This is a genomic window from Pseudomonas putida, from assembly GCF_002025705.1.
GTDB lineage: Bacteria > Pseudomonadota > Gammaproteobacteria > Pseudomonadales > Pseudomonadaceae > Aquipseudomonas > Aquipseudomonas putida_J.
On sequence record NZ_CP018846.1, the window covers coordinates 1,975,333 to 1,996,915 of the forward strand.

Here is a 21,583-nt window from a genome sequence, read left to right on the forward strand (position 1 = left end):
TTCAGGGGGCGCGAAAACGCAGGATGCGCGCGCCATCGAAGGGGTCGGTAAGGTAGTGGGCGTGCACGCCGAAGGTGCTCAGCAGGCGTTCGGGGGTGAGCACCTCCAGCGGCTTGCCAAGGGCCACCAGGTGCCCCTTGTCGAGCACCGCCACGCGGTCGCAGGTCAGCGCCTGGTTGAGGTCGTGCAGGGCCACCAGGGTGGTTACCGGCAGTGCCTGCACCTGTTGCAGCAGGCTGAGCTGGTGCTGGATGTCGAGGTGGTTGGTCGGCTCGTCGAGCAGCAGCACCTTGGGGCGCTGGGCCAGGGCGCGGGCGATGTGCACGCGCTGGCGCTCGCCGCCAGACAACGAACTCCAGATACGTGTGCGCAGATGCGCTGCATCAAGGTCGGCCAGGGCCTGTTCGACGATGGCGCGGTCTTCCCTGGAAAACGGTGCCAGCGCCGATAGCCACGGCGTACGGCCAAGGGCAACGGCATCGAACACGCTGATCGCATCGAGGGTGTCGGCTTGTTGCTCGACCAGCGCCAGGGCCTGGGCGATACGCCGGCGCGGCAGGCCTGCCAGCGGCTCGCCAAGCAACTGAACACTGCCAGTGCCTGGTGTGCGCAGGCCGGCCAGCAACTTGAGCAGGGACGACTTGCCTGAACCGTTGGGGCCGACGATGGCCAAGGTTTCACCGGCCACCACGCTGAGTGCGATGTTGCACAGCACGGTGTTGCCCGACAGTTGCAAGCCCAGGCCGCTACACGCGAGAGGCGCCAGTTGCGCGCTGTTCATGACCGTCATGGGCGCCCCCGTCGGCTGACCAGGATCAAGGCAAATACGGGCGCGCCGAGCAGCGCGGTGACCACGCCCACCGGGATCACCTGGCCGGGGATCAACGTGCGCGAGAGGATATCGGCGGCAATCAGGAACAACGCCCCGCCAAGGGCGCTGGCCGGCAGCAAGCGGCTATGGCCCGGGCCGAGCAGCAGGCGCAAGGCATGGGGAATGACCAGGCCGACGAAGCCAATGGCGCCGACAATGGACACCATCACCGCCGTCACCAGCGCCGCGCAGCTGATCAGCAGCAGCTGGCTGCGGCGCACGGCGATACCCAGCGACGCCGCAGAGTCGGCGCCGAAGGTAAAGGCATCCAGCGCCCGGCGGTGCCACAGGCACACCACCAGCCCGAACAAGGCCACCGGTACGGCCAGCCACACCGACGGCCAGCGCACGCCGCTGAGGTTGCCCAACAGCCAGAACAGGATGCCCCGGGCCTGCTCGGCGGTAGCCGACTTGGTGATGAGGAAGGCGGTGAGGGCGTTGAACAGCTGCGAGCCGGCGATACCGGCGAGGATCACCTGTGCATTGTTGCTGCCTGGCCCGGCGGCGCGGGCCAGCACCAGCACCAGGGCGAACGCTGCCAGGGCACCAATGAAGGCGCCGCCGGACATGCTCAGGGCGAAACTGCCCAGCCCCAGCAGGCCGACCAGCACCGCGCCGGTCGAGGCGCCTGCGGACAGGCCCAGCAGGTACGGTTCGGCCAGCGGGTTGCGCAACAGCGCCTGCAGGATCACCCCGCAGGTCGCAAGCCCCGCACCGCAGGCAGCGGCGACCAGCGAGCGAGTCAGGCGGTAGTTCCAGACGATGCCGGCATCGATCGGGTCGACCGGGTAGCCGGCCTGCCACAGGTGGTTGGCCAGCACCTGGCAGACCACGCTCGGCGACAGGTTGGTCTCGCCGATGGCGGTGCCGGCCAGCACGGCCGCGAGCAGGGCCAGCAGGGCCAGGGCGCTGTAGGGCAGGGCTCTCATCACTGCGCCGCGTGACCGCTGGCGAAGGCCGCAGACAGGGTCTGCAGGCCACGGAACAGGCGGATGCCGGCCTGCATGGCGTCGGCGTCGAGGATGATGATGCGGTTGTGTTTCACCGCGTCCATGTTTTTCGTCACCGGGTCGCTGTGGAGGAATTCGAGCTTCTTCTGGTAGTCGTCGGCGGGGAAACGACGGCGGTCCATGCGCGCGATGATCAGCCAGGTCGGGTTGGCCTTGGCCAGGGTTTCCCAGCCTACGGTCGGCCACTCCTCGGTGGACTCGACCACGTTGCGCACGCCCAGGGTGCGCAACATGAAGTCGGCCACGCCTTGGCGGCCGGCAACGTAGGGGTCGATGTCGAGGTTGGCGCTGGAGAACCAGAACAGTGCCGAGGTGTTGGCCAGGTCCTTGCCGCTCAGTTGCTGTTTCGCGCTGTCCAGGCGTGCCTTGAGGTCGGCATTGAGTGCGGCGCCGCGCTCCTGTACGTCGAAAATCTCGGCCAACTGGCTGACACTGTCGTAGATGCTCTCGACTTTGAACGCCTGCAGGCGGGTGCCGTCGGCGCCGACCAGGTTGTCCTTGCCTTCGCAGTCCGAGGGCAGCAGGTATGTCGGGATCTTCAGCTCGCTGAACTGTTCACGGGTAGCGACTGCGCCCTGGGCACCGACCATCCACTCGAACTGCACCGCTACCAGTTGCGGGCGCTTGCCGACCACGGCCTCGAAGCTGGGTTCGTTGTCGGCCAGGCGCGGTACCTTGTCGTTGAGTGCCTTGAACTCGGGCAGCACGTTGTTGAACCACAGCGAGGTGCCGGCCAGCTTGTCGCCCAGGCCCAGGGCGTAGAGCATTTCGGTGCCGGCCTGGCCGATGGTGACCGCGCGCTGGGGCGCCTGGGCAAAGGTCTGTGGTGCGCCGCAGTTGTTGATGGTCAGCGGGTAGTGGGTGGCGGCGGCCTGGGCCAGGCCGGTGAGGCTAAGGCCGGCGAGCAAGGCGGTGATACGGGGCAGCATGCTGGGCGATCTCCTGTCGGACAGTTCTGGTGAGGAACGCACGGACAGGCATCGCCGAGCCCCTGCAGGCGCAGAGGCAACACGGATGGCCATCCCGGACACCCCGCCGGTTGGTGAATGTTCGCCGGCAGGTCTCCTGACTGGTGCGTCGTCGCCCGGCTCCGGCCTTCCCGGATCGGTTGATCCAGTGGCATCGATGGAGCAGGCTCGGCACTTACAGTTGCGGGGGCAGTTCCGTTTGGCACGCCTGGGGCGGGCCCGGGATTCCCTATTGATTCCGTGGTGGAAACCGGCGGGCCGCATGGTAGACCATCAGGCCGCCGGGCAAAAGGTCAAATCAGAAGTACTTCAGCCAGCGGATGTCGCGCCGCCGCGCCTTGAGCCGGGCAAAACCGCGCACCGGCAGGTACAGCGCCGCCGCCAGCAGCAGCGCGGCCAGCCACACTGCGCCAATGCCGTCGAAGCCGAAGTAGTCACCGTGGTTAAGGCCGAGCAGTGCCACGCAGGCCAGGTACAGCAACTTGAGCACGTACAGGTGCAGCAGGTAGAAGAACATCGGTGCCGCGCCGAACACCGCCAGGGCGCTGACCCAACGGGCCAGCCCGGCGCGCTCGAAGGCGCGCAGCAACAGCAGGCCGCAGCCCAGGGTCAGGGCCAGGAACAGCAGTGAAGGCGGGTATTTTGTGATGTTGAAGAAGCTCATCAGCGTCTGGGTGACGGTCGGGTAGCCACTCCATGGCGCCTCGCCGTAGCCGTTGTAGATGCGCAGCACCATGAAGCCGAGCAGGGCGATGACGCCGGTGATCAGCAGCCGATGCTGACGCTCGCCGGCTTCGCTGCCACGCGCGAACCAGGGGCCGAGGCCGTAGCCCAGGGCAATCACGCCGATCCACGGCAGCACCGGGTAGGAGGTGCGCAGGCGCAGGTTGTCCGAGATCTCCAGCCAGCCCCGGTCATGCAGGATCGCCCACGGCGCATGCATGGCCGACTCAACGCCGAAGTGCAGGCCATCGAGCAGGTTGTGGCCGGCGATGATCAGCGCGCCCAGGGCAAGCAGGGCAGGGCGCGGCAGCCACACCAGCAGCGACAGGGCGATCATGCTTACGCCGATGGCCCAGATCACCTGCATGTAGACCACGCTCGGCGGCAGCTGGAAGGTCCAGGCGAAGTTGACCAGGGTGAATTCCAGCACCACCAGGAACAGCCCGCGCTTGAACAGGAACGCCGAGACATCGCTGCGGCCTTGATACTTCTCGCCATACAGCCAGGCCGACAGGCCGGTGAGCAAGACGAATACCGGGGCGCACAGGTGGGCCAGGGTGCGGCTGGCGAACAGCGATGGGTCGGTGGCATCGATGGCCATCGGGTCACTGACCTGGCGGTGCAGGAAGAAGGTTTCCCGCACGTGGTCGAGGAGCATGAACAGGATCACCAGGCCGCGCAGGGCATCGATGCTCTGCAGGCGCTGGGTGAGCAGGGTGGGGGTAGCTGAGGCGCTGGTCATGGAGGGGTCGCAGGCAGGAATGAATGTCAAATGAAACGTTATCTTATAACTATTTCATTTAAGGTTGATAGCTGTTTTTGTGTTGCCTGTGCTGGCCTCTTCGCGGGCAAGCCCGCTCCCACAGGTTCACCACCATTTCCGAGTGAATGGCCTCCTGTGGTTCCCACAGGTTCATCACAATTGCTCAGAGGATGGTATTCCTGTGGGAGCGGGCTTGCCCGCGAAGAGGCCAGTACCGGCGACTCAGATCAGAAGGTGTAATCCACGGTGGCAAAATACGACCGCGGTGCGCCCATCACCCACTGCTCGCCACTGAACACCGAGGCCACATACTCCCGGTCGAACAGGTTGTTCACCTGCAACCCCAGGCGCACATCCGGCAGCACCTGCCAGCCGATGTTCGCATCGACCACGGTATACCCCGGCGCACTCTGGCTATTGGCCGTGTCGGCATAACGCTCATCCACATACCGCGCGCCAATCCCGGCTTCCACCTGCTGGCCAAAACCCTTGCTCAGCCACAGGTTGGCCGTGCGTCGCGGCACATTGGCCGGCCGGTTGCCAGCGCGGTCCTGGGCCACACCATCGACCACCTCGTCGAAATCATCGAACTTGGCCCGCACCAGCGAGGCATTGGCCGACACCTGCCACTGCTGCCCCAAGGCCAGTTCCAGCGACGCCTCCAGACCATCGGAGGTCTGTTGCCCGGCCTGCTGCGCCTCGTGGGTGATCGGGTCATCCACCAGCAGCTTGTTCTTGACGATATGGAACGCCGCCAGCGTCCACTCGCCACGGCCCTCCCAGAAGCGCTGCTTGAGGCCCAACTCGGTCTGCTTCGCCTCGGTCAGGTCGTAGTGCATCTGCGTCGGGCTGAGGCTGACCAGGTTGTCCACGCCGTCCTCGCTGGTGGAGTACTGGCCATACAGCGACAGGTTGTCGGTGACCGCAAACACCAACCCTGCGCGCCAGTTGCCGCCCTGCAGGCTGCGGTCGCTGCGGCTGCCGTCGATAAGGTTGTCGCGGTCGATATGGTTCTGGTCACGGCGCACGCCGGTCACCAGCGACAGGCGCTCGCTGAGCTGCAGGCGGTTCTCGGCGAACAGGGCGAAGGTGTGGGTGGTGGACAGCGTCTGCGGGCGGGTTGGCGAGTCGCTGTGGAACCAGCCCGGGGTCGGCTGCCACGGGTCGATGTAGTCGCCACCCACATCGTTGTAAGGGCGGTTGCTGTCGACGTTGAAGCGCACCTTGTTGTACTCGACCCCAACCAGCGTCTTGCTCGCCAGCCCGAACAGGCTGTGGTCGAAGGTGAAGGTCTGGCGGTCGCCGATCTGCTCCTGGTTGTGCTTGATCTCCAGGTAGCTCTGGCGCTCCAGCTGCTGGCGATCGTCGTCCCAGCTGTAGTTTTCGGCATTGCGCCAGTGGCGGCGGCTCTTGATGTAGTACAGCTGGTTGCTGGCGCTGATGTGGTCGTTGAGCGTCCAGTCGGTGGTGAAGCGGGTCCACTCGTCGTGGTAGCGCTGCACGTCGTTCTGGATGTTGTAGTTCTTCTTGCGCAGGCTGCTGCGGTACTGGCCGTCGATCAGCGGCGTGCCGTAGTAGTTGGCCGGCTGGGCGTCGCCGCGTTCGTGGGCCAGGGTGAAACTGAGGTCGTCACTGGCATCGAAGCGCAGCGCGGCACTGAGCGCCAGGCTGCGTGAGTCGGTGCGATCCACCCAGCCGTTGCCGGCCTGCTGGTTCAGGGTCAGGCGGTAGCTCAGGCGTTCGCTGAGGCTGCCGCCGCTGTCCAGCCCCAACTGCTGGCGGTCCCAGGAACCGTAGCCCAGGCGCAGGCGGTTGTGGATGTCGCCAACGAACGGTTTCTTCGGGATCACGTTGATCACTGCGCCAGTGGCGCCTTCGCCATACAGTACCGAAGCAGGGCCGCGGATCACGTCGATCTGTTCGACCATCCACGGGTCGACCGGGAACGTCTGGGTGCCGGCCCCGGTGTACAGGCGCGCGCCGTCGAACAGGGTCATCACCGAGCCGTGGCCGGTGAAGCCGCGTGCCGACAGGCCAGTGCCGCCATCGCCCGGGTTGCCGATGAAGGTGATGCCGGGTGAGCGAGTCACGGCGTCCTGCACGGTGAGGTTATTGCGTTGCTCGATCTGTTCGGCAGTGATGCTGCTGGTGCTGGCCGGGGTTTCAAGGGCGCTGAGGTTCAGCCGTGAACCGGCCTCGGTCGGCGTGGCCAGGTCGACCTGCTGTGGGTCACGGGTATCGGTGATGGCCGTGGAGGGGAGGTTCAGCACAGGTTCGTCGGCCAGGGCTGGCAGGGTAACGGCCAGGCAGGCCGCCAGAGGGTGAAGCTTGATGAATCGGGACATGTCGTTCCACTGCTGCAGGAATGAATGGATCCCGGTGGAAAACACGCAAAGGCACACCACGCATGCAGGTGCGCACGCGGATACCGGCCTGCGCCCGCCCACCGCGGGTTGCCAAGTGGCGCTTCAGGCCGGTCTCCGGGCTTGCGAGGGTCGTGAGGCCTTCACCTTCCCATGCTGGCGCACAGTGGTGTGTCGAAGGCATCGCTCGCTTACCGTTGCGGGGGCAGCGCCGGACTTGTCGTGGACCACGACGCACCGGCTTCCCGTTTCACCCTGCGCTCGGCGGCGCAGGACACCTGAAACTGGCGCGCATCTGACCATCGAATGGCCAGCACGTCAAATGCGCGTGCTAGCGCCCGCGGCGGCGCGACACCCTTGCCTCGATGTTCTTGCGCCCGATCAGCAGTGCTGGCTTCTCCACCACAGGCTCATCGGCCAGCCACTTGTACATCACCAGGCAGTCGACCAGCCCCAGGCGGGCATGGCGATAAGCTTTGGGCAGGCGGCCAACGGTCTCGAAGCCCAGCTTGGTCCACAGCGCCACAGCCACTTCGTTGCTCGCCACCACCGAATTGAACTGCAACGCCAGGAAGCCCTCCTGGCGCGCCAGCTTCTGCGAGTGCTCGCACATCAGCCGGGCCACGCCACGGCCACGGGCGCCCTCGCAGACCATGTAGCCGCAGTTGCCGACATGCGCGCCAGGGCCTGCGGCATTGGCCTTGAGGTAGTAGGAGCCGAGCAGTTCGCCATCCTCTTCGGCCACCAGTGTGCGCAGCGGCAGTTGCAGCCACAGCTGGCGTGCCTGCTCGATGGTCAGTGCGGGGTCGAAGGCGTAGGTCTCACGGGCCTGGACGATGCCTTGGAAGGTCGGCCAGAAACGCTCGAAGTCGTCGGGCGTCATGGGGCGGATGTGGATCATGGCGGTTCCTGCAATGGCTAGGCCGCCAAGTCTGGGTGGCGCGGCGCCGTCGCGCAAGGGCGGCGACGCCGTTTGGCTTCAGCCGTTGGCCTTGCCCACCGCGTCCATGGCGCGCGCCGAGTAGACCAGCGCGGCCCCGGCATTCATCGCCACGGCCACACCCAGGGCCTCGGCGATTTCCTCGCGGGTGGCGCCGTGCTTGACGGCTTGTTGCGAGTGCACGGCGATGCAGCCGTCGCAACGGGTTGTGACGGCCACGGCCAGGGAGATCAGTTCGCGGGTCTTGGCGTCCAGGTGGTTGGTCTTGGCACCCGCACCGCTGGCGGTCATGTAGCCGGCGACGGTGTCGGGGGACAATTGCTTGAGATCGCCGATGCCGGCCATCAACTGCTTACGGTAGGCGTCCCAGTCCATCATGCTCATCGTCTTCACCTTGGCAAGGTTGCGGGAGGAGCTTTCAGGCTAGTCGAATTTGCGCCTGTCGCCGGTTGCCGGCGACAGGTTGCGCGAAGGGCATCAGATGTAGACGAACACCAGTACCAGGGCGGCGACCACCAGCCACTTTTCCAGGTAGTAGCGCATGCGGTTGCGCTTCTTCAGCGCCTTGCCACGCTCGCGGATCTTGTAGATGCGCGTGAACAGGCGGTTGATGCCGCCGGTCTTGTCGCCCGCGTCGTTGGGCGCTGCTGCGGCGGCCATGACGTTGCGGCTGAACCAGCGGTTGAACGCGGTGGCCCAGCGGTATTTCAACGGGCGCTCGATGTCGCAGAACAGGATGATGCGGTTGTGCTCGGTGGTGTTGGCTGCGTAGTGGATGTAGGTCTCGTCGAAGACCACGCCCTCGCCATCGCGCCAGGAGTATTTCTCGCCGTCCACATCGATGTAGCAACCGTCATCGTTCGGCGTGTCCAGGCCCAGGTGGAAGCGGTACGAGCCGGCATACGGGTCACGGTGACGGACCAGCTTGGCCCCCGGTGGCAGGGTGGCGAACATCGCCGCCTTGACCGTGCCGATGCCTTGCAGCAGCTCGGTGGTGCGCGGGCACAGGGTCATCGCCGACGGGTGGCTTTCGCCGTACCATTTCAGGTAGAAACGCTTCCAGCCGGTCTTGAAGAACGAATTGAAACCGACGTCGTCATAATTGTCGGACTTCTTGATCTCGCCCACGTGCAGCAGCTGCTGGGCTTCGGCACGGATCTCCTGCCAGTTGTCCTTGAGCGGCTGCAGCTCCGGGAAGGCGTCCACCGGCAGGTAAGGCTTGGCCGGGTGCTTGGAGAACAGGTACAGGAAGCTGTTGACCGGGGCCAGGAAGCTGGAGTGGTCGCCCAGCTGACGGGTCAGCTTGTGGCGTACCCGACCGCGCAGGTGAACATAGGCGATCGAGAGGACGAAGATCAGTACGAGTGCAATTTTCATGGACGGTTACTTGTCGAAAAATGGCCATGCGCCATGGCATAAGCTCGCCAGCATAAACAATCATGGGGGCAGTTTGTACTTATTGTTACGTTAATGCGGGTCGACATTGGTGTAAGGCGCGTAAGTGTGCGCAAACGTTTCACGTGATGGAGTTCACATGGTTCAGGACATTCGCCCGAGTGGCACCCCCTTCAAAAGGTTGTTCTTCGCCTTGCCTGTCAGCGATGCTCAGCGCCGTGCGATCAGCCAGTGGCGGCGCGGCCTGGACCTGCGCAGCGGCAAGCCGGTGCCCAGCGAAAACTTCCACCTGACCTTGCTGTTTCTGGGTGATGTGGACGCGGCCCAGGTGCCGGCGGTCTGCGCCGCAGTGGACAACCTGACGCGGCCAGACGCGCCTTTGCGGCTGTTGCTCGACCGGCTGAAAACCTGGCCGCGGGCCAGTGCCCTGGTGCTGGAAGCGCAAGAGACACCCGCCGCGCTGCGGCAGCTGGTCTACGCCCTGCAACAGGCCTTGCTGCCGATGGGCTTCGAGGCGCAAGCCCGCGAGTGCCGCCCGCACCTGACCCTGTCACGGGATTTTCGCGGGCAGACGCCTGAAGCCACAGTGGCGCCTGACTTCTTCGTGACGGCCCGGCACTTCGCGCTCTACGAGTCGCGCAAGGGCCGGTACTGGCCACTGGCGCAGTGGCCATTGACGGTGTGAGAGGGGTCAGAACTCCGGCGTGTACTTGACCGTGAACATGAAGTTGCGTGGCTCGCCATAGTTGTTGCTGCCGTTCAGCTGGTTGAACCCCGCCACCCAGTACTTTTTGTCGAACAGGTTGTTGCCGTTGACCGCCAGGCTCACCTCCGGGGTCAACTGGTAGGCCAGGCGCGCACTCCACACGGTATAGCCGGGCACGGTATAGGTGCGCTCGTAGCCCAGGGTATGGCTCTGGGTGGTGAAGCCCAGGCCTGTGCTCCAGCGCTGGTCGTCCAGCGGCAGGGTGTAGTCGGCCCAGGCGCGCAACATGTGCTTGGGCGTCCACTGGCTGAACACGCGGCCTTGTTCGTCCGGGTCGTCGAGGAACTTGGTGGTGTTGTAGGTGTAGCCGGCAAACAGCTGCAGCCCGCTCAGCACTTCGCCGCTGATTTCGGCTTCGATGCCTTGGCTGCGCACCTTGCCCGCTGCCGTGGAGCAGTACCAGTCGTCGCAGGCAAAGCCCGAGGCCACGTCGGTGACGGCACGGTTTTCCTGGTCGTAGCGGAATATCGCCAGGGAGGCGTTGACCCGGCCGTCGAGCAGTTCGCCCTTGAGGCCTGTTTCGTAATTGCTGCCGATCACCGGTTTGAGCGGCACGTTGTTGACCGCGCGTTCGGTCTGCGGCACGAACACGTCGGTGTAGCTGGCGTACCACGCCCATTCGCGGGTGAGGTCATAGACGAAACCGGCGTAGGGCGTGACTTCGCCGCTTTCTGTCATGCGGCTGGTGGGGTAGCGGGTGCCGGGGTCGGTGCGGCTGTCGAAGTCGATCGAGTCCCAGCTGTAGTCGAACCAGCTGACCCGTGAGCCGACGATCAGGGTCAGGTCGTCTGTCGGTTTGACCCGCCATACGCCATACAGGCCTTTCTGCCGAATGTCGTAGCTGGCTTTGTTGGCGCGCGGGAGTTTGCCGTCGAACAGGCTGTCGCGGCTGGGCTCCGGGCGGTCGTGGTCGATGCCGAAGAGGCTGTCGTCGGAGGCGGCGAAGTTGCGCCAGTAGGCGTCGTCCGAAGTCAGCTTGGAGTAGTTGCCACCGAGGGTGATCTCATGGGCCAGGGGGCCGGTGTCGAAATGACCGACCAGGTTCATATCCAGGCCGAGCTTGGTGTTGTGGAAGTCGGTGATCCAGTCGGCGTAGGTAATACCGCTGCCATCCGCGTTCACGCCCTGGCCGGTGGACTGCACGCGCTGGTGCGTGGAGGTGTTGGTTTCGTCCATGCGCACAGCGGCGGCCTTGAATGCCCACGCGTCGTTGAAACGGTGCTCGAGGTCCAGGTAGTAGGTCGTCACGTCGGTCTCGGCGCGGCTCCAGCGCGCGCCGGTGAAGGTCGAGCGTGGCAGGTCGACCGGCTTGCCGTCCGCATGGCGGGGGATACCGCGCAGCATCGGCCGCGACTGCTGGCGGTTGTAGCTGATGCCGGCACCCACGGTGGTGGCATCGTTCAGGTCGATGTCCAACGCACCGTACAGCGAGTGCGACTTGCTCCACTGGTAATCGATGAAACTGTCACTCTGGTCTTCGTCGGCGACCATCCGGCCGCGCACGCGACCGTCGGCGGTCAGTGGGCCGCCGGCGTCCAGTTGCAGGCCATAGTGGTCCCAGCTGCCGGCCTTGCCGGTGACGGTAACGGTCGGCGTGGCCTGGCCGCGCTTGCGTACCAGGTTGATCGCACCACCAGGGCTTCCAGTACCTTGCAGCAGGCCTGATGCGCCGCGCAGCACTTCAACGCGGTCGAAGAACACCAGGTCCTGGGTCGCCCAGTTGCCCAGCGAATAGTTGTTGCGCGGGATCGGCACGCCGTCGTATTGCCAGTCGTCGATCTGGAAGCCACGCGAGGTCACCACCACGCCGGGGCCGATGCCTTGGGCGCCGACGATGCCGGTGGTGTGGTTGAGTGCGTCCTGCAGGTCGGTGATGCCTTGGTCATCGAGCTGCTTGCGGGTAATCACCGTGATCGACTGGGGGATTTCCTTGAGGCTGTGGGTGCCTTTGCCCAAGGTGACCGCGCGGGCAGCATACGAGCCGCTGCCTTCGCTGGTGGCATCGAGGTAGTCGTCGGTGATGCTGGTGCTCCCCAGCTCCAGTGCATCACCGCTCTGGCTGGCCGGGGCCACGCTGAAATGGCCGCTGCTGGTCACCCGCAATTGCAGGCCACTGCCGGCCAGGGCCGCTTGCATGGCCTGTTCGGCGCTCATCTCGCCGACCACGGCCGGCGCTTGCTTGCCACGCACCAGGGCCGGCTCCAGGGCGATGATGGTGCCGCTCTGGCTGGCGATGCGGTTGAGGGTGGCCGCCAGGCTCGCAGGCGGCAGGTTGAACGACAGGGTCTGCGCCTGGGCGAGGGCGTTGAAACTGGTCAGGGCGGCGACCAGGGGCAGGGCGCGGGGCCAGAGGTTGTGCACGGATTTCTCCCGGTTGTATTGGCTTGTCAGGAGATAGGTGCAACGAGAATTGAAAACAGGACACGCCTGATAATGATTTTCATGATTATTTTTGCGCAGGGCCGATCAAGGTCAGCCATGGGCCATAGTGTTCGACGCTGATCGGCAAGCTCTCGGCCAGGGCCAGCAGCGCTTGCTGTGGCTGGTCGAGGGGGAACACGCCTTGTACCCGCAGGTTGCGCACCGCAGGTGCGACCCGCACATAGCCGCGCTGGTAGGGGCTCAGGGCGTCGATCACCCCCTGCAGCGGTTCGTCGAGCACTTCCAGGCGGCCATCGAGCCAGGCGGCGCGGTGCTGTTGGTCGTCGCTCAGGGGTTCGATGGCGTGACTGCGCAGTAATGCCGCCTGGCCTTGCTGCAGGTTGCGCCAGCGGCCGTCGGGCAGGCTGGCGCGCACGCTATGTTCCAGCACCACGACGCGCGTGGCGCTAGCCTCCTGGCTGACCAGGAAACGTGTGCCCAAGGCCTGGACCTGGCCCTGAGCGGTGCGCACGCGCAACGGCCGCTGGGGGTCGGCGGCGACCTGGATCAGCAGTTCGCCGCGGCGCAGGGTCAGCAGGCGCTGGGTGGCGTCGAAGTGCAGGTCGACGGCGCTGGCGCTGTTGAGGCTCAGGCGGCTGCCGTCGGCGAGGGTGAAACTGCGGCGCTCGCCACTGCCGGTGTGCAGGTCGGCCAGCCAGTTCTGCGTGCTGTTGCTGCGCCAGCCGCCCCACAGGGCAGCACCGAACAGGCCGACACCGGTCAGCGCTGCTAGCACTTCGCGGCGCGAATGGGTGGGTTGCAGCAGCACCTGGCGTGCCTCGGCGGCCTGGCCTGGGGCGCGCTGTTCCAGGGCGCGCAAGGTGGCGATCGGCCGCCCCAGGCGGGCCTGCAGGCGCTCCCAGGCCTGCTGGTGGGCGGGGTCCTGTTGCAGCCAGTGGGCCAGGCGCTGCAGCAAGGCGTCGTCGGGCGTGCCGGCGTTGAGCGCCACCATCCAGTCGATGGCCTGTTCGCTGATTGCGTCGAGCGGGCGGCTGCTCACGGCTGCACCTCGCACAGGTAGCACTGGCGCAGGGCCTGCTTCATGTAGCGGCTGACGGTGCGCTCGCTGATCTGCAGGCGGGCAGCGATATCGACATAGCTCATGCCATCGAGCTGGCTGTAGAGGAAGGCTGCTTTGACGATGGCGGGGAGGCCGTCCAGCACCTGGTCGATGGCCACCAACGCCTCGATCAGCAACAACTGCTCTTCAGCGCTGGGGGCCACTGGCTCGGGTAGCTGCGCCAGGCGCTCCAGGTAGGCCTGTTCCAGTTGGCGGCGGCGGTGACGGTCGAAGATCAGCCGCCGCGCGATGGTCGAGAGGTAGGCGCGTGGTTGCTCGATGCTGTCGGGGTCGACACGGGCGCCGAGCATCTGGCAGAACGCTTCGGAGGCAGTGTCCTCGGCATCGGCGCGATTGCGTAGACGCTTGTGGATATGTTGGAGCAGCCAGCGGTGATGGTCGCTGAAGAAAAAGCCCAGCTTGCGGGTCGACGTGCTGTCCAACGGCAGATATCCAAGTGTGAGTGTGAATCGTTCTCAATATTAGCCGGGTCGTTGCATGCCTCGCAATGGGACGGCGCTGAACAGGTGCTCGCCCAGTTTCCGGGCGGCGGGGAGCAGCAGCGCGGCGTCCGCGCCTTCGCTGTCTTCCAGCCGGGTCGAACTGAGCACCTCGGCGCCGCAGTAGTCGAAGATGCCGTGCTCGATCTGCACGCGCATCGCCTCACCGTAGCCATGGCGCTGGAACGTGCCGGCATCGGCGCCCGCCACGCCGACCAGGTGCACTTTCAGGCCACGCAGCTTCTTGATCGTGATGCCGTCCTGGTAGTCGAATGCCCAGCCATTGCTGAACACCCGCTCGACCCAGCCTTTGAGCAGGGCCGGCAGCGACCACCAGTAGATCGGGTAGACCAGCACCAGGGCATCGGCGCGGTCGATGCGGGCCTGTTCCAGCAGCACGTCGGCCGGTGGTGCGCCCAGGCGACGGTGCACGGCGTGGTCAGCCAGGCCAAAACGCGGGTCGAAACCTTCGCCGGCCAGGTCGGCGATTTCGCTGCCGTGGCCGGCGCTGGCCAGGCCTTCGGCAATCTGCCGGGCGAGGGCATGGGTGAGGGAGTCAGGGTCGTGGTGGCCAATGACGATCAAGGCTTGCATGGTGTTCTCTCCAGTGTGAAGGTGCGCTGCTGCCTTGAGCGCTATATACTCAAGGTAAGTTACGATTGGTAAGTTACTTTTGGTAGGTAAACAATGTCAAGCGAAGACAAGGCCCAGCCACGCAAGCGTCTGTCCCGCGAAGAGCGGCGGCGTCAGTTGCTCGATGTGGCCTGGCAGCTGGTGCGCGAGGAAGGCACCGAAGCCCTGAGCCTCGGCCGCCTGGCCGAGCAGGCTGGGGTTACCAAGCCAGTGGTGTATGACCATTTTGAGACCCGTACCGGGCTGTTGGCGGCGTTGTACCAGGATTACGATGCGCGCCAGTCGGTGATGCTCGCCCGGGCGCTGGACGGCTGTGAGGCGACCTTGTCAGGGCGTGCCGGGGTGATTGCGGCTGCCTATGTGGACTGCGTGATGAGCCAGGGGCGCGAGATGCCCGGGGTGTCGGCCGCTCTGGCCGGGTCGCCGGAACTGGAAGCAGTGAAGCGCGTGTACGAGCAACCGTTTCTCGACAAGTGCCGTGCGGCGTTGGGCGATTTTGCGCCCAGTGGAGCGATTGGCGCCGCGGGCATGCGCCTGCTGGTGGGCGCGGCCGAGGCGCTGTCGCAAGCGGCTGCGGCAGGGGAGTTGGAGGCGGTGCAGGCCAAGGTAGAACTGGAGGCTGCGATCGTTGCCATGGTCGAGCGGCAATGATCCGGGCAGGTCAGACCGGCAGGCTCTGGTAGGGCAGTTCATCCCCAGGGCTGCGGGCAAACTGGCGCTTGTACTCGCGGCTGAACTGCGAGGTGCTCTGGTACCCCACCCGGTGCGCCGTCTGCGCCACACCCAGCCCTTCGCCGATCAGCATCTGCTGCGCCTTGAGCAGGCGCAAGCGCTTGAGGTACTGCATCGGCGCCATGTCTGTGCAGCGTTTGAAGTGCTCGTGGAAGGTCGAAACGCTCATGTTGGCGCAAGCGGCCAGTGCCTCGACACTCAGCGGCTCGGTGTAATGCGCGCGCAAGTGCATGAGCGCGGCACCGATCCGGGCGAAGTGCCCTTGCTGCTCGACCAGCGCCCGCAACACCCCCGCCTGCGGGCCGCGCAGTGCGGTATACAGCACTTCGCGAATGCGCGCCGGGCCCAGCACCTTGGCGTCCAGCGGGTCCTGCAGGCAGTGCAGCAGGCGTTCCACGCAATCACGCATCGGCGCATCGAGCGCCGCCGAGGTCATCGACTGTGGCGTCTGCGCCTGTACCGCCGGGTCGGGTGCCAGGTCCATGCTCTGCACCAGCTCGCCCAGCACACCGCGGTCGATGTCCACCGCCACGCCCAGCAGCGGCTCGTCGGGGGTGGCAAAGGTCTCGCACATGAACGGCACCGACAGCGCCTGCACCAGGTAGTGCCCGGCACCGTACTCCAGGGTGCGCGGCCCCAGGCGCGCCAGTTTGCTGCCCTGGGCCAGGATCATCAGGCTCGGCTCGTAGATCTGCGGGCTGCTGGCCACGTAGTGATCCCAGCTAAGTACCTGCACCTGGGGCAGGTGCGTGGGCACGAAGCCCGGGCGGGTGGCCAGGCTGCGGATCAGCGAACACAGGGGGGCGTTGGCGTCGACGTGGCGGGTCAGTTGCATGATGAACCAGGGCAGAGAATCAGACAGTCTCATCATCGCAGATTGGCAGGCCAGCGCCAGATGGCCATTGGCAGGTTCGGAGGATCAGGCATGGATACCGGAGAATCAGCCGTGGGCGGGGAGGGCGCCGGCGAGCAGAATGCGCGGCCTGAATCGTTTCACTTCCCTGTGAGGTCCTGCATGTACACCGCCATCGGCTACGCCGCCCAAACCCCGACCAGCCCCTTGGCCCCCATGACTTTCGAGCGCCGTGCACCGCGCGCGGACGATGTCGCCATCGAGATCCTCTATTGCGGCGTGTGCCACTCCGACATCCACCAGGCGCGCAACGAGTGGGGTATCGCTGTGTACCCGCTGATGCCTGGCCACGAGATCATCGGCCGCGTTACGGCGGTGGGTGACAAGGTCACATCGCACAAGGTTGGCGACCTGGTCGGTGTCGGCTGCATGGTCGACTCCTGCCGCCACTGCGAAGCCTGCGCCAAGGACCTGGAGCAATACTGCCTGGAAGGCCCGACCATGACCTACGCCACCCCGGACCGGGTCGACGGCAGCAACACCATGGGTGGCTATTCCAGCAGCATCGTCGTCAGCGAGCACTTCGTGGTACGCATCCCGGCCGGCATGGACCTGCCCAGCGCGGCACCGATCCTCTGCGCGGGCATCACCACCTACTCGCCGCTCAAGCACCATGGCGTCGGCCCCGGCCATAAGGTCGGCATCCTCGGCATGGGTGGCCTGGGCCACATGGGCATCAAGCTGGCCAAGGCGCTGGGCGCCGAAGTGACCCTGTTCACCCGCTCCCCGGCCAAGGCCGAAGAAGCCCGCCGCCAGGGCGCCGACCACGTGATCGTGTCCACCGATGCCGAGCAGATGCGTGCCGCCGCCGGCCGTTTCGACTTCCTGCTCGACACCATCCCGGTGCAGCACGACCTCAACCCGTACCTGGAAACCCTGAAGTTCGATGGCGTGCACATCCTGGTTGGCCTGATCGAGCCGATCGACCCGGCCGTGCATGCGGCCAACCTGGTGCTCAAGCGTCGGGTGCTGGCCGGCTCGTTGATTGGCGGTATCGCCGAAACCCAGGAAGTGCTGGATTTCTGTGCCGCGCATGACATCCGTTGCGATATCGAGATGCTCGACATCCGCAACATCAACCAGGCCTATGAGCGCATGATCGCCGGCGATGTGAAGTACCGCTTCGTGATCGACATGGCGACCCTGCAGGGCTGACCGCGGCCTGTACCGGCACTCGCGCCGGTACAGGCCCTAGCACGCCAGTGCGCTTTGCCAGTCCTTCCAGAACAGCGCCTGCCGTACTTCGTCATCCTCGGCATACGCCCGCAAGCACGCGTAGGCCTTGCCCAGCATGCAGCTGTCATGGAGCTGGCAGCCATCGACCATCAGTGGCTGTTCGCTGCCCGTGGCGATCTCGCCGATCACCTCAAGCTGTTCGTTCAGTACCAGGTGAGGGCTGTTTTGCTCGCCAACCATGATCAGCCGGCCATCGGGCGAGACGGCGCCTTGCGCCATCGACAGCCGCAAGTCGATATCGTCCGGGTCGATGCCCGTTGCCAGTGCCTCGGCAATCTGCACCTGGCGTGGCAACAGGCGTGTGGCGCCCCCGCTGGCGAGCAGGAAGATGCCCTCGGCGCTGACCAGCAACACCCGTTGCCCATCAGGGAACGGTACCAGCGTGGTCGGCGTCGGCGGCAGGTCGAAAGGTTCGAACGGGTAACCCCTGGGCAGGTTTTCCAGCCCGGTCGGCCAGGCCAGCCGGGTCATCTGCGGGCCGTCCCAGCCATCGGTGATGCGCACGCCATCGGCGTTGGCCAGGGCGAAGTAACGGCGCTGCGGGCAGCGGCCGAAGTGCGTAAGGCCGATGACGGGAACCACCCCGTGGCGGTCAATACGCAGCACCTGGCCTTTTTCGCCGGGCATGCCGAAGCGCGCCAGCAGGCTGCCGTCGTCCAGCAGCAGCACGCTGCTGAGGCATTGTTCGGGGGACTGCTTGTCCATGGGCGGACCGTGCTCCTTGTTCCGCTTTGCCATTCACATGTAGCGCGCATGGTACCCGCAATGCCGCCATGGTTGTGAGGCCCCGGCGTGACGCGTACCATGCGGGCAATCCATCCAATAACAAACCCGTGCCTCAGCGCGGCCGATACTTGGCCCCTGACGCGCGTCCTTTCGCCATGCCTGCGGAGAACAGATTCCTACCCATGAACGGACCTATCCCGACCAACCTGCCCCCAACCGCGGGTGGCGGCAGCTGGCTGAGCGTGATCGCCCTGGCCCTGGCGGCGTTCATCTTCAACACCACCGAGTTTGTTCCGGTGGCGCTGCTCAGTGATATCGGCAGCAGCTTCGACATGACCACCGCGCAGGTCGGCCTGATGCTGACCATCTATGCCTGGGTAGTGGCGCTGGCTTCTCTGCCGATGATGCTGGTCACCCGCAACGTCGAGCGCCGGCGCCTGCTGCTGTTCGTGTTCCTGGTGTTCATCCTCAGCCACCTGCTGTCGTGGTTGTCGCAGAGCTTTGCCATGCTGCTGGTTAGCCGCATCGGCATCGCCCTGGCCCATGCAGTGTTCTGGGCCATCACCGCGTCGCTGGCCGTGCGTGTGGCGCCGCCGGGCCAACAGGCCAAGGCGCTGGGGTTGCTGGCGACGGGCACGACCCTGGCGATGGTGCTGGGCATTCCACTGGGGCGCGTGGTGGGCGAAGCGCTGGGCTGGCGCATCACCTTCCTCAGCATTGCCGGTGTAGCGCTGGTGACCATGCTGTGCCTGATGAAGTCGCTGCCGCTGCTGCCTAGCCAGAACTCCGGCTCGCTGCGTAGCTTGCCGATCCTGTTCAAACGCCCGGCGCTGGTGATTACCTACCTGCTGGTGACCTTGGTGATCACCGCGCAATTCACCGCCTACAGCTACATCGAGCCCTTTGCCCTGCACGTGGCGCAGATCGGTGGCGAGCGCACCACGGTGTTGCTGTTGTTGTTCGGTGGCGCTGGCGTGTTCGGCTCGGTGCTGTTCAGCCGTTACAGCGATCGCTTCCCGCATGGCTTCCTGGTGGGCTCGATCGGCGTGCTGGCGGCTTGCTTGCTGTTGCTGCTGCCGCTGTCCGGCAATTTCTATGTGTTCGCGGTGTTGAGCATGTTCTGGGGCGTGGCGATTCTCAGTTTCAGCCTGTCGCTGCAGTCCAGGACACTCAAGTTGGCGTCTGATGCCACCGATGTGGCCATGGCGCTGTTCTCCGGTATCTACAACATCGGCATCGGTGGCGGGGCGTTGCTGGGCAGTATCGTCAGCAGCCAGATGGGTGTGGCCGACATCGGCATGGTCGGTGGCAGCGTGGCGGTGGCTGGTTTGCTGCTGGCGGTGGCCAGTACCCGGCGATTCCGCGAGGCGTTGAGCCACTGATACCTTTACTGGCCTCTTCGCGGGTGAACCCGCGAAGAGGCCAGTAAAGGAAACTTCAAGGATCAGCTCAACACCGCAGCCCAGGCCGACACCAGCAGCAGCCCGGCCAACCCCCGGTTGAACCACAGCAACCGCCCCGGCGCCTGCAACCAGCGCGCACTGCCTACGCCCAGCACCGCCCACGCCGCCATGCACGGCAGTGCGATCAGCAGGAACACCAATGCCAATTGCCACACCGGCAATGACGGCGCCGCAAACACCCCGATCACTGCCACGGCCATCATCCACACCTTCGGGTTCACCACCTGCAGCGATGCCGCGCTCAATGGCCCGAAAGGTCTGCCTGCCGACGTATCCAGCGGTTCACCTGCGCTGCGCAACATGCGCAAGGCCAGCCAGCTCAGCCAGATCACGCCAGCCCAGCTCATCGCTTGCTGAGCCAGTGGGTGGCGAATCAGTAATTCGCCCAGGCCCAACCCCACCAGCAGCACGACCGCCGCAGCCGCCCCGCAGGCCGCGAGTATCGGTACCAGGCTGGCGCGCATGCCTTCACGGGCGCCGTGGGCAAGAATCAGCAGGTTGGTCGGCCCCGGGCTGATGCTGGCCACCAGAGCGAAGAGGATGAAGGGCAACAACGATTGCGACATGGTAAATGGCTCCGATTGATCAGAGCCCGATGCTCGCAGCTGACCTCGGGTCAGTCTGGAAGGTTTGAGCAGCGGCGACGGTAGTCGGCCGGGGTCAGCTGGTAAGCGCGCCGGAACCAGCGCCCCAGATGGCTCTGATCGGCAAAGCCCAGGATCATGGCCACCTCTGCGGGTGTCTGGCCCTGGGCGAGGAGGCGCCGGGCGCGGGCCAGGCGCAGCTGGATCAGGTAGGCATGGGGTGCCAGGCCAAAGGCGGCCTTGAAAGCCCGGGTCAGGCGGAAGCGGTCGACCCCGCAAGCCTGTGCCAGTTGCTCCAGGCCGATGTCCTGGTCGAGGTGGGCATGCAGGTAGTCGCGTGCCCGTTGCGCAGTCAGCGGCAGGCGCGGGTCGGGGTTCAGGCCCTTGCGCCAGTGCAGGTGACGGGTCAGGCAACTGAGCAGGTCATCGGTGGCGGTTTGCCGCACGATGCGCAGCTCCGGGCCATGTACGGCCTGGAATGCCCGGGCGACAGCACCGGCCAGGCGTGCGTCATGGCACAACGGCTCGGCAATGCTGGGCAGGCTGTCGCTCGGTGCCTGTTCGAACAGCGTGCGCAACTCAGCCTCCAGCCAGTGTGGCTGCAGGTACAACGTCGAGTAGGTAAAGCCTTCTGCGGTGGGCGCCTGGCCATTGTGGATATCGCCGGGCTCAAGCAGGAACACGTTCCCTGGCGTGCTGTTGTGGCGCACCTTTCGGCAATCGAATTGCTGCACGCCCTGTTCGGTGAAGCCGACCAGGAAACTGTCATGCCAGTGTGGGTCATAGGCGTGGCCGACAAAATGCGCGCGGACCGACTCGATGCCGGTGTCGGCGTCTTGCTTGAGGTCGATCCAGTTGGGCATGAAGGGCAGGCCGTGCTGAGTAAACGTTACGCTAATATCGCGCGATGTTACATGGGGTAAATATGCTTTGACTGGCTAATACTATCGCGACACCAATGCTAAAGTCGAGACTGCCTCGGATGTTTCTGGTAGATTGATAAAGGTCTACAGTTTAATCGTAAGAGGAGGGGCTGTGTGGATTTGAAAGATGAAATAATGTTGGAGAAATACAAATACATCTTATCGCAAAAGCAAGCGCTTAATGAAGCTACTTTTAAAATTGTTGCAGTCTACCAGGCCTTAGTTTTGGCGCTTGCTGCTGGTCAGTACACTGTGCTCACAACATACGAGAATGCACCGCTCAAACCTGTCTGGGCATTGTCGGTCACTTATATGCTGTTGGGCATGTATGTCACTGTCTCTTTATTGATTGTTGCATTGTTGGTGGGTGGCATTTTTTCCTGGAAAGGATACCGAAAGGATGAGTCAGTGATAGAACTGCAGGTGTACGGGGTAGGGAAAGAATCTATTAAACTGAAAAGTGTCTGGTGTTGGTATGAGACGTACTTGGTTTTATTTGTGGTGGTAGCAAGCGGAGTTGGTGTTTTTAGCTATTTTGCATGCATTCTACCAGTTTTCAAGATGTAAATTGGTTCCTATCGGGGTTGATAAGG

The 21,583-nt window shown here is 64.8% G+C and carries 20 protein-coding genes, 1 pseudogene and 2 riboswitches; of the genes and pseudogenes, 5 read left to right on the forward strand and 16 right to left on the reverse strand.

Going from position 1 to position 21,583, the window contains the following annotated elements; all coding sequences use genetic code 11:
* Nucleotide 1: 1 nt before the first annotated feature.
* From BUQ73_RS08955 to lpxO, 8 genes are all read right to left on the reverse strand, one after another.
* On the reverse strand, nucleotides 2–790 hold the full coding sequence (locus BUQ73_RS08955; RefSeq protein ID WP_079227514.1) for an ABC transporter ATP-binding protein: 789 nt from the start codon (nucleotides 788–790) through the stop codon (nucleotides 2–4).
* Nucleotides 787–1,803 carry a FecCD family ABC transporter permease gene (locus BUQ73_RS08960; protein ID WP_079227515.1) on the reverse strand — a complete coding sequence of 339 codons (1,017 nt, stop codon included), beginning with the start codon at nucleotides 1,801–1,803 and terminating at the stop codon, nucleotides 787–789. The genes BUQ73_RS08955 and BUQ73_RS08960 overlap by 4 nt, the downstream gene beginning before the upstream one ends.
* Nucleotides 1,800–2,810: an ABC transporter substrate-binding protein gene (locus BUQ73_RS08965; RefSeq protein WP_079227516.1), complete on the reverse strand. Its 1,011-nt coding sequence runs from the start codon at nucleotides 2,808–2,810 to the stop codon at nucleotides 1,800–1,802. The genes BUQ73_RS08960 and BUQ73_RS08965 overlap by 4 nt, the downstream gene beginning before the upstream one ends.
* Nucleotides 2,811–2,918: 108 nt before the next feature.
* Nucleotides 2,919–3,119, reverse strand: a riboswitch (cobalamin riboswitch).
* Between the two features lie 28 nt (nucleotides 3,120–3,147).
* On the reverse strand, nucleotides 3,148–4,314 hold the full coding sequence (locus tag BUQ73_RS08970; RefSeq protein WP_079227517.1) for a DUF1624 domain-containing protein: 1,167 nt from the start codon (nucleotides 4,312–4,314) through the stop codon (nucleotides 3,148–3,150).
* Nucleotides 4,315–4,562: 248 nt separating this feature from the next.
* Entirely contained in the window at nucleotides 4,563–6,680 is a 2,118-nt protein-coding gene (locus BUQ73_RS08975; protein ID WP_079227518.1) for a TonB-dependent receptor, read from the reverse strand.
* 108 nt (nucleotides 6,681–6,788) lie between these two features.
* Nucleotides 6,789–6,995: riboswitch (cobalamin riboswitch) on the reverse strand.
* A gap of 34 nt (nucleotides 6,996–7,029) precedes the next feature.
* Entirely contained in the window at nucleotides 7,030–7,599 is a 570-nt protein-coding gene (locus BUQ73_RS08980; protein WP_079227519.1) for a GNAT family N-acetyltransferase, read from the reverse strand.
* 78 nt (nucleotides 7,600–7,677) lie between these two features.
* Complete coding sequence (locus tag BUQ73_RS08985; RefSeq protein ID WP_027919898.1) at nucleotides 7,678–8,022, reverse strand: carboxymuconolactone decarboxylase family protein; 345 nt, start codon at nucleotides 8,020–8,022, stop codon at nucleotides 7,678–7,680.
* A 93-nt stretch (nucleotides 8,023–8,115) separates the two neighbouring features.
* On the reverse strand, nucleotides 8,116–9,015 hold the full coding sequence (gene lpxO, locus BUQ73_RS08990; protein ID WP_079227520.1) for a lipid A hydroxylase LpxO: 900 nt from the start codon (nucleotides 9,013–9,015) through the stop codon (nucleotides 8,116–8,118).
* Nucleotides 9,016–9,172: 157 nt separating this feature from the next.
* On the opposite strand from lpxO, the gene thpR reads away from it, so the two are divergent.
* Nucleotides 9,173–9,718 carry an RNA 2',3'-cyclic phosphodiesterase gene (gene thpR / locus BUQ73_RS08995; RefSeq protein ID WP_079227521.1) on the forward strand — a complete coding sequence of 182 codons (546 nt, stop codon included), beginning with the start codon at nucleotides 9,173–9,175 and terminating at the stop codon, nucleotides 9,716–9,718.
* A 6-nt stretch (nucleotides 9,719–9,724) separates the two neighbouring features.
* Here thpR and BUQ73_RS09000 read toward each other — a convergent pair whose 3' ends face one another.
* The 4 genes from BUQ73_RS09000 to BUQ73_RS09015 form a co-directional block, all read right to left on the reverse strand.
* Nucleotides 9,725–12,160 carry a TonB-dependent siderophore receptor gene (locus BUQ73_RS09000; RefSeq protein WP_079227522.1) on the reverse strand — a complete coding sequence of 812 codons (2,436 nt, stop codon included), beginning with the start codon at nucleotides 12,158–12,160 and terminating at the stop codon, nucleotides 9,725–9,727.
* Nucleotides 12,161–12,245: 85 nt separating this feature from the next.
* Nucleotides 12,246–13,172 (reverse strand): FecR family protein, encoded by a 927-nt coding sequence (locus BUQ73_RS09005; RefSeq protein WP_237772780.1) that lies wholly within the window; start codon nucleotides 13,170–13,172, stop codon nucleotides 12,246–12,248.
* A 44-nt stretch (nucleotides 13,173–13,216) separates the two neighbouring features.
* Nucleotides 13,217–13,723, reverse strand: a complete 507-nt coding sequence (locus tag BUQ73_RS09010; RefSeq protein WP_079227524.1) for a sigma-70 family RNA polymerase sigma factor — start codon at nucleotides 13,721–13,723, stop codon at nucleotides 13,217–13,219.
* A 39-nt stretch (nucleotides 13,724–13,762) separates the two neighbouring features.
* Nucleotides 13,763–14,374, reverse strand: coding sequence for an NAD(P)H-dependent oxidoreductase (locus BUQ73_RS09015; RefSeq protein WP_079227525.1), 612 nt, complete (start codon nucleotides 14,372–14,374; stop codon nucleotides 13,763–13,765).
* 93 nt (nucleotides 14,375–14,467) lie between these two features.
* Between BUQ73_RS09015 and BUQ73_RS09020 the strand changes: the two genes are divergently transcribed.
* A complete protein-coding gene (locus BUQ73_RS09020) occupies nucleotides 14,468–15,064 on the forward strand; it encodes a TetR/AcrR family transcriptional regulator (RefSeq protein WP_079227526.1) in 597 nt (198 codons plus the stop codon).
* 10 nt (nucleotides 15,065–15,074) lie between these two features.
* On the opposite strand, the gene BUQ73_RS09025 is transcribed toward BUQ73_RS09020, so the two are convergent.
* Nucleotides 15,075–15,980: an AraC family transcriptional regulator gene (locus BUQ73_RS09025; protein WP_079227527.1), complete on the reverse strand. Its 906-nt coding sequence runs from the start codon at nucleotides 15,978–15,980 to the stop codon at nucleotides 15,075–15,077.
* Nucleotides 15,981–16,160: 180 nt separating this feature from the next.
* On the opposite strand from BUQ73_RS09025, the gene calA reads away from it, so the two are divergent.
* Nucleotides 16,161–17,213: a vanillin reductase gene (gene calA / locus BUQ73_RS09030; protein WP_079227528.1), complete on the forward strand. Its 1,053-nt coding sequence runs from the start codon at nucleotides 16,161–16,163 to the stop codon at nucleotides 17,211–17,213.
* A 174-nt stretch (nucleotides 17,214–17,387) separates the two neighbouring features.
* On the opposite strand, the pseudogene BUQ73_RS09035 reads toward calA, so the two are convergent.
* A pseudogene (locus BUQ73_RS09035) lies at nucleotides 17,388–17,978 on the reverse strand (hypothetical protein); the annotation flags it as partial.
* A gap of 224 nt (nucleotides 17,979–18,202) precedes the next feature.
* On the opposite strand from BUQ73_RS09035, the gene BUQ73_RS09040 reads away from it, so the two are divergent.
* On the forward strand, nucleotides 18,203–19,402 hold the full coding sequence (locus BUQ73_RS09040; RefSeq protein WP_079227529.1) for a sugar transporter: 1,200 nt from the start codon (nucleotides 18,203–18,205) through the stop codon (nucleotides 19,400–19,402).
* A 62-nt stretch (nucleotides 19,403–19,464) separates the two neighbouring features.
* On the opposite strand, the gene BUQ73_RS09045 is transcribed toward BUQ73_RS09040, so the two are convergent.
* Complete coding sequence (locus BUQ73_RS09045; RefSeq protein WP_079227530.1) at nucleotides 19,465–20,049, reverse strand: LysE family translocator; 585 nt, start codon at nucleotides 20,047–20,049, stop codon at nucleotides 19,465–19,467.
* A gap of 50 nt (nucleotides 20,050–20,099) precedes the next feature.
* Nucleotides 20,100–20,930 (reverse strand): AraC family transcriptional regulator, encoded by an 831-nt coding sequence (locus BUQ73_RS09050; protein WP_079227531.1) that lies wholly within the window; start codon nucleotides 20,928–20,930, stop codon nucleotides 20,100–20,102.
* A gap of 174 nt (nucleotides 20,931–21,104) precedes the next feature.
* Here BUQ73_RS09050 and BUQ73_RS09055 point away from each other — a divergent pair, with 174 nt between their 5' ends.
* Nucleotides 21,105–21,557, forward strand: a complete 453-nt coding sequence (locus BUQ73_RS09055) for a hypothetical protein (protein ID WP_152031529.1) — start codon at nucleotides 21,105–21,107, stop codon at nucleotides 21,555–21,557.
* Nucleotides 21,558–21,583 lie beyond the last annotated feature (26 nt).

Bases quoted from the DNA above. Each gene is read 5' to 3' on its own strand.
- BUQ73_RS09050 (WP_079227531.1), bottom strand. From the start codon at position 20,930: ATGCCCAACTGGATCGACCTCAAGCAAGACGCCGACACCGGCATCGAG.
- BUQ73_RS09040 (WP_079227529.1), top strand. From the start codon at position 18,203: ATGAACGGACCTATCCCGACCAACCTGCCCCCAACCGCGGGTGGCGGC.
- BUQ73_RS08975 (WP_079227518.1), bottom strand. From the start codon at position 6,680: ATGTCCCGATTCATCAAGCTTCACCCTCTGGCGGCCTGCCTGGCCGTT.
- BUQ73_RS08980 (WP_079227519.1), bottom strand. From the start codon at position 7,599: ATGATCCACATCCGCCCCATGACGCCCGACGACTTCGAGCGTTTCTGG.
- thpR (WP_079227521.1), top strand. From the start codon at position 9,173: ATGGTTCAGGACATTCGCCCGAGTGGCACCCCCTTCAAAAGGTTGTTC.
- BUQ73_RS08970 (WP_079227517.1), bottom strand. From the start codon at position 4,314: ATGACCAGCGCCTCAGCTACCCCCACCCTGCTCACCCAGCGCCTGCAG.
- BUQ73_RS09025 (WP_079227527.1), bottom strand. From the start codon at position 15,980: ATGCAACTGACCCGCCACGTCGACGCCAACGCCCCCCTGTGTTCGCTG.
- BUQ73_RS09015 (WP_079227525.1), bottom strand. From the start codon at position 14,374: ATGCAAGCCTTGATCGTCATTGGCCACCACGACCCTGACTCCCTCACC.
- lpxO (WP_079227520.1), bottom strand. From the start codon at position 9,015: ATGAAAATTGCACTCGTACTGATCTTCGTCCTCTCGATCGCCTATGTT.
- BUQ73_RS09045 (WP_079227530.1), bottom strand. From the start codon at position 20,049: ATGTCGCAATCGTTGTTGCCCTTCATCCTCTTCGCTCTGGTGGCCAGC.
- BUQ73_RS08985 (WP_027919898.1), bottom strand. From the start codon at position 8,022: ATGAGCATGATGGACTGGGACGCCTACCGTAAGCAGTTGATGGCCGGC.
- calA (WP_079227528.1), top strand. From the start codon at position 16,161: ATGTACACCGCCATCGGCTACGCCGCCCAAACCCCGACCAGCCCCTTG.
- BUQ73_RS09005 (WP_237772780.1), bottom strand. From the start codon at position 13,172: ATGGTGGCGCTCAACGCCGGCACGCCCGACGACGCCTTGCTGCAGCGC.
- BUQ73_RS09020 (WP_079227526.1), top strand. From the start codon at position 14,468: ATGTCAAGCGAAGACAAGGCCCAGCCACGCAAGCGTCTGTCCCGCGAA.
- BUQ73_RS08955 (WP_079227514.1), bottom strand. From the start codon at position 790: ATGACGGTCATGAACAGCGCGCAACTGGCGCCTCTCGCGTGTAGCGGC.
- BUQ73_RS08965 (WP_079227516.1), bottom strand. From the start codon at position 2,810: ATGCTGCCCCGTATCACCGCCTTGCTCGCCGGCCTTAGCCTCACCGGC.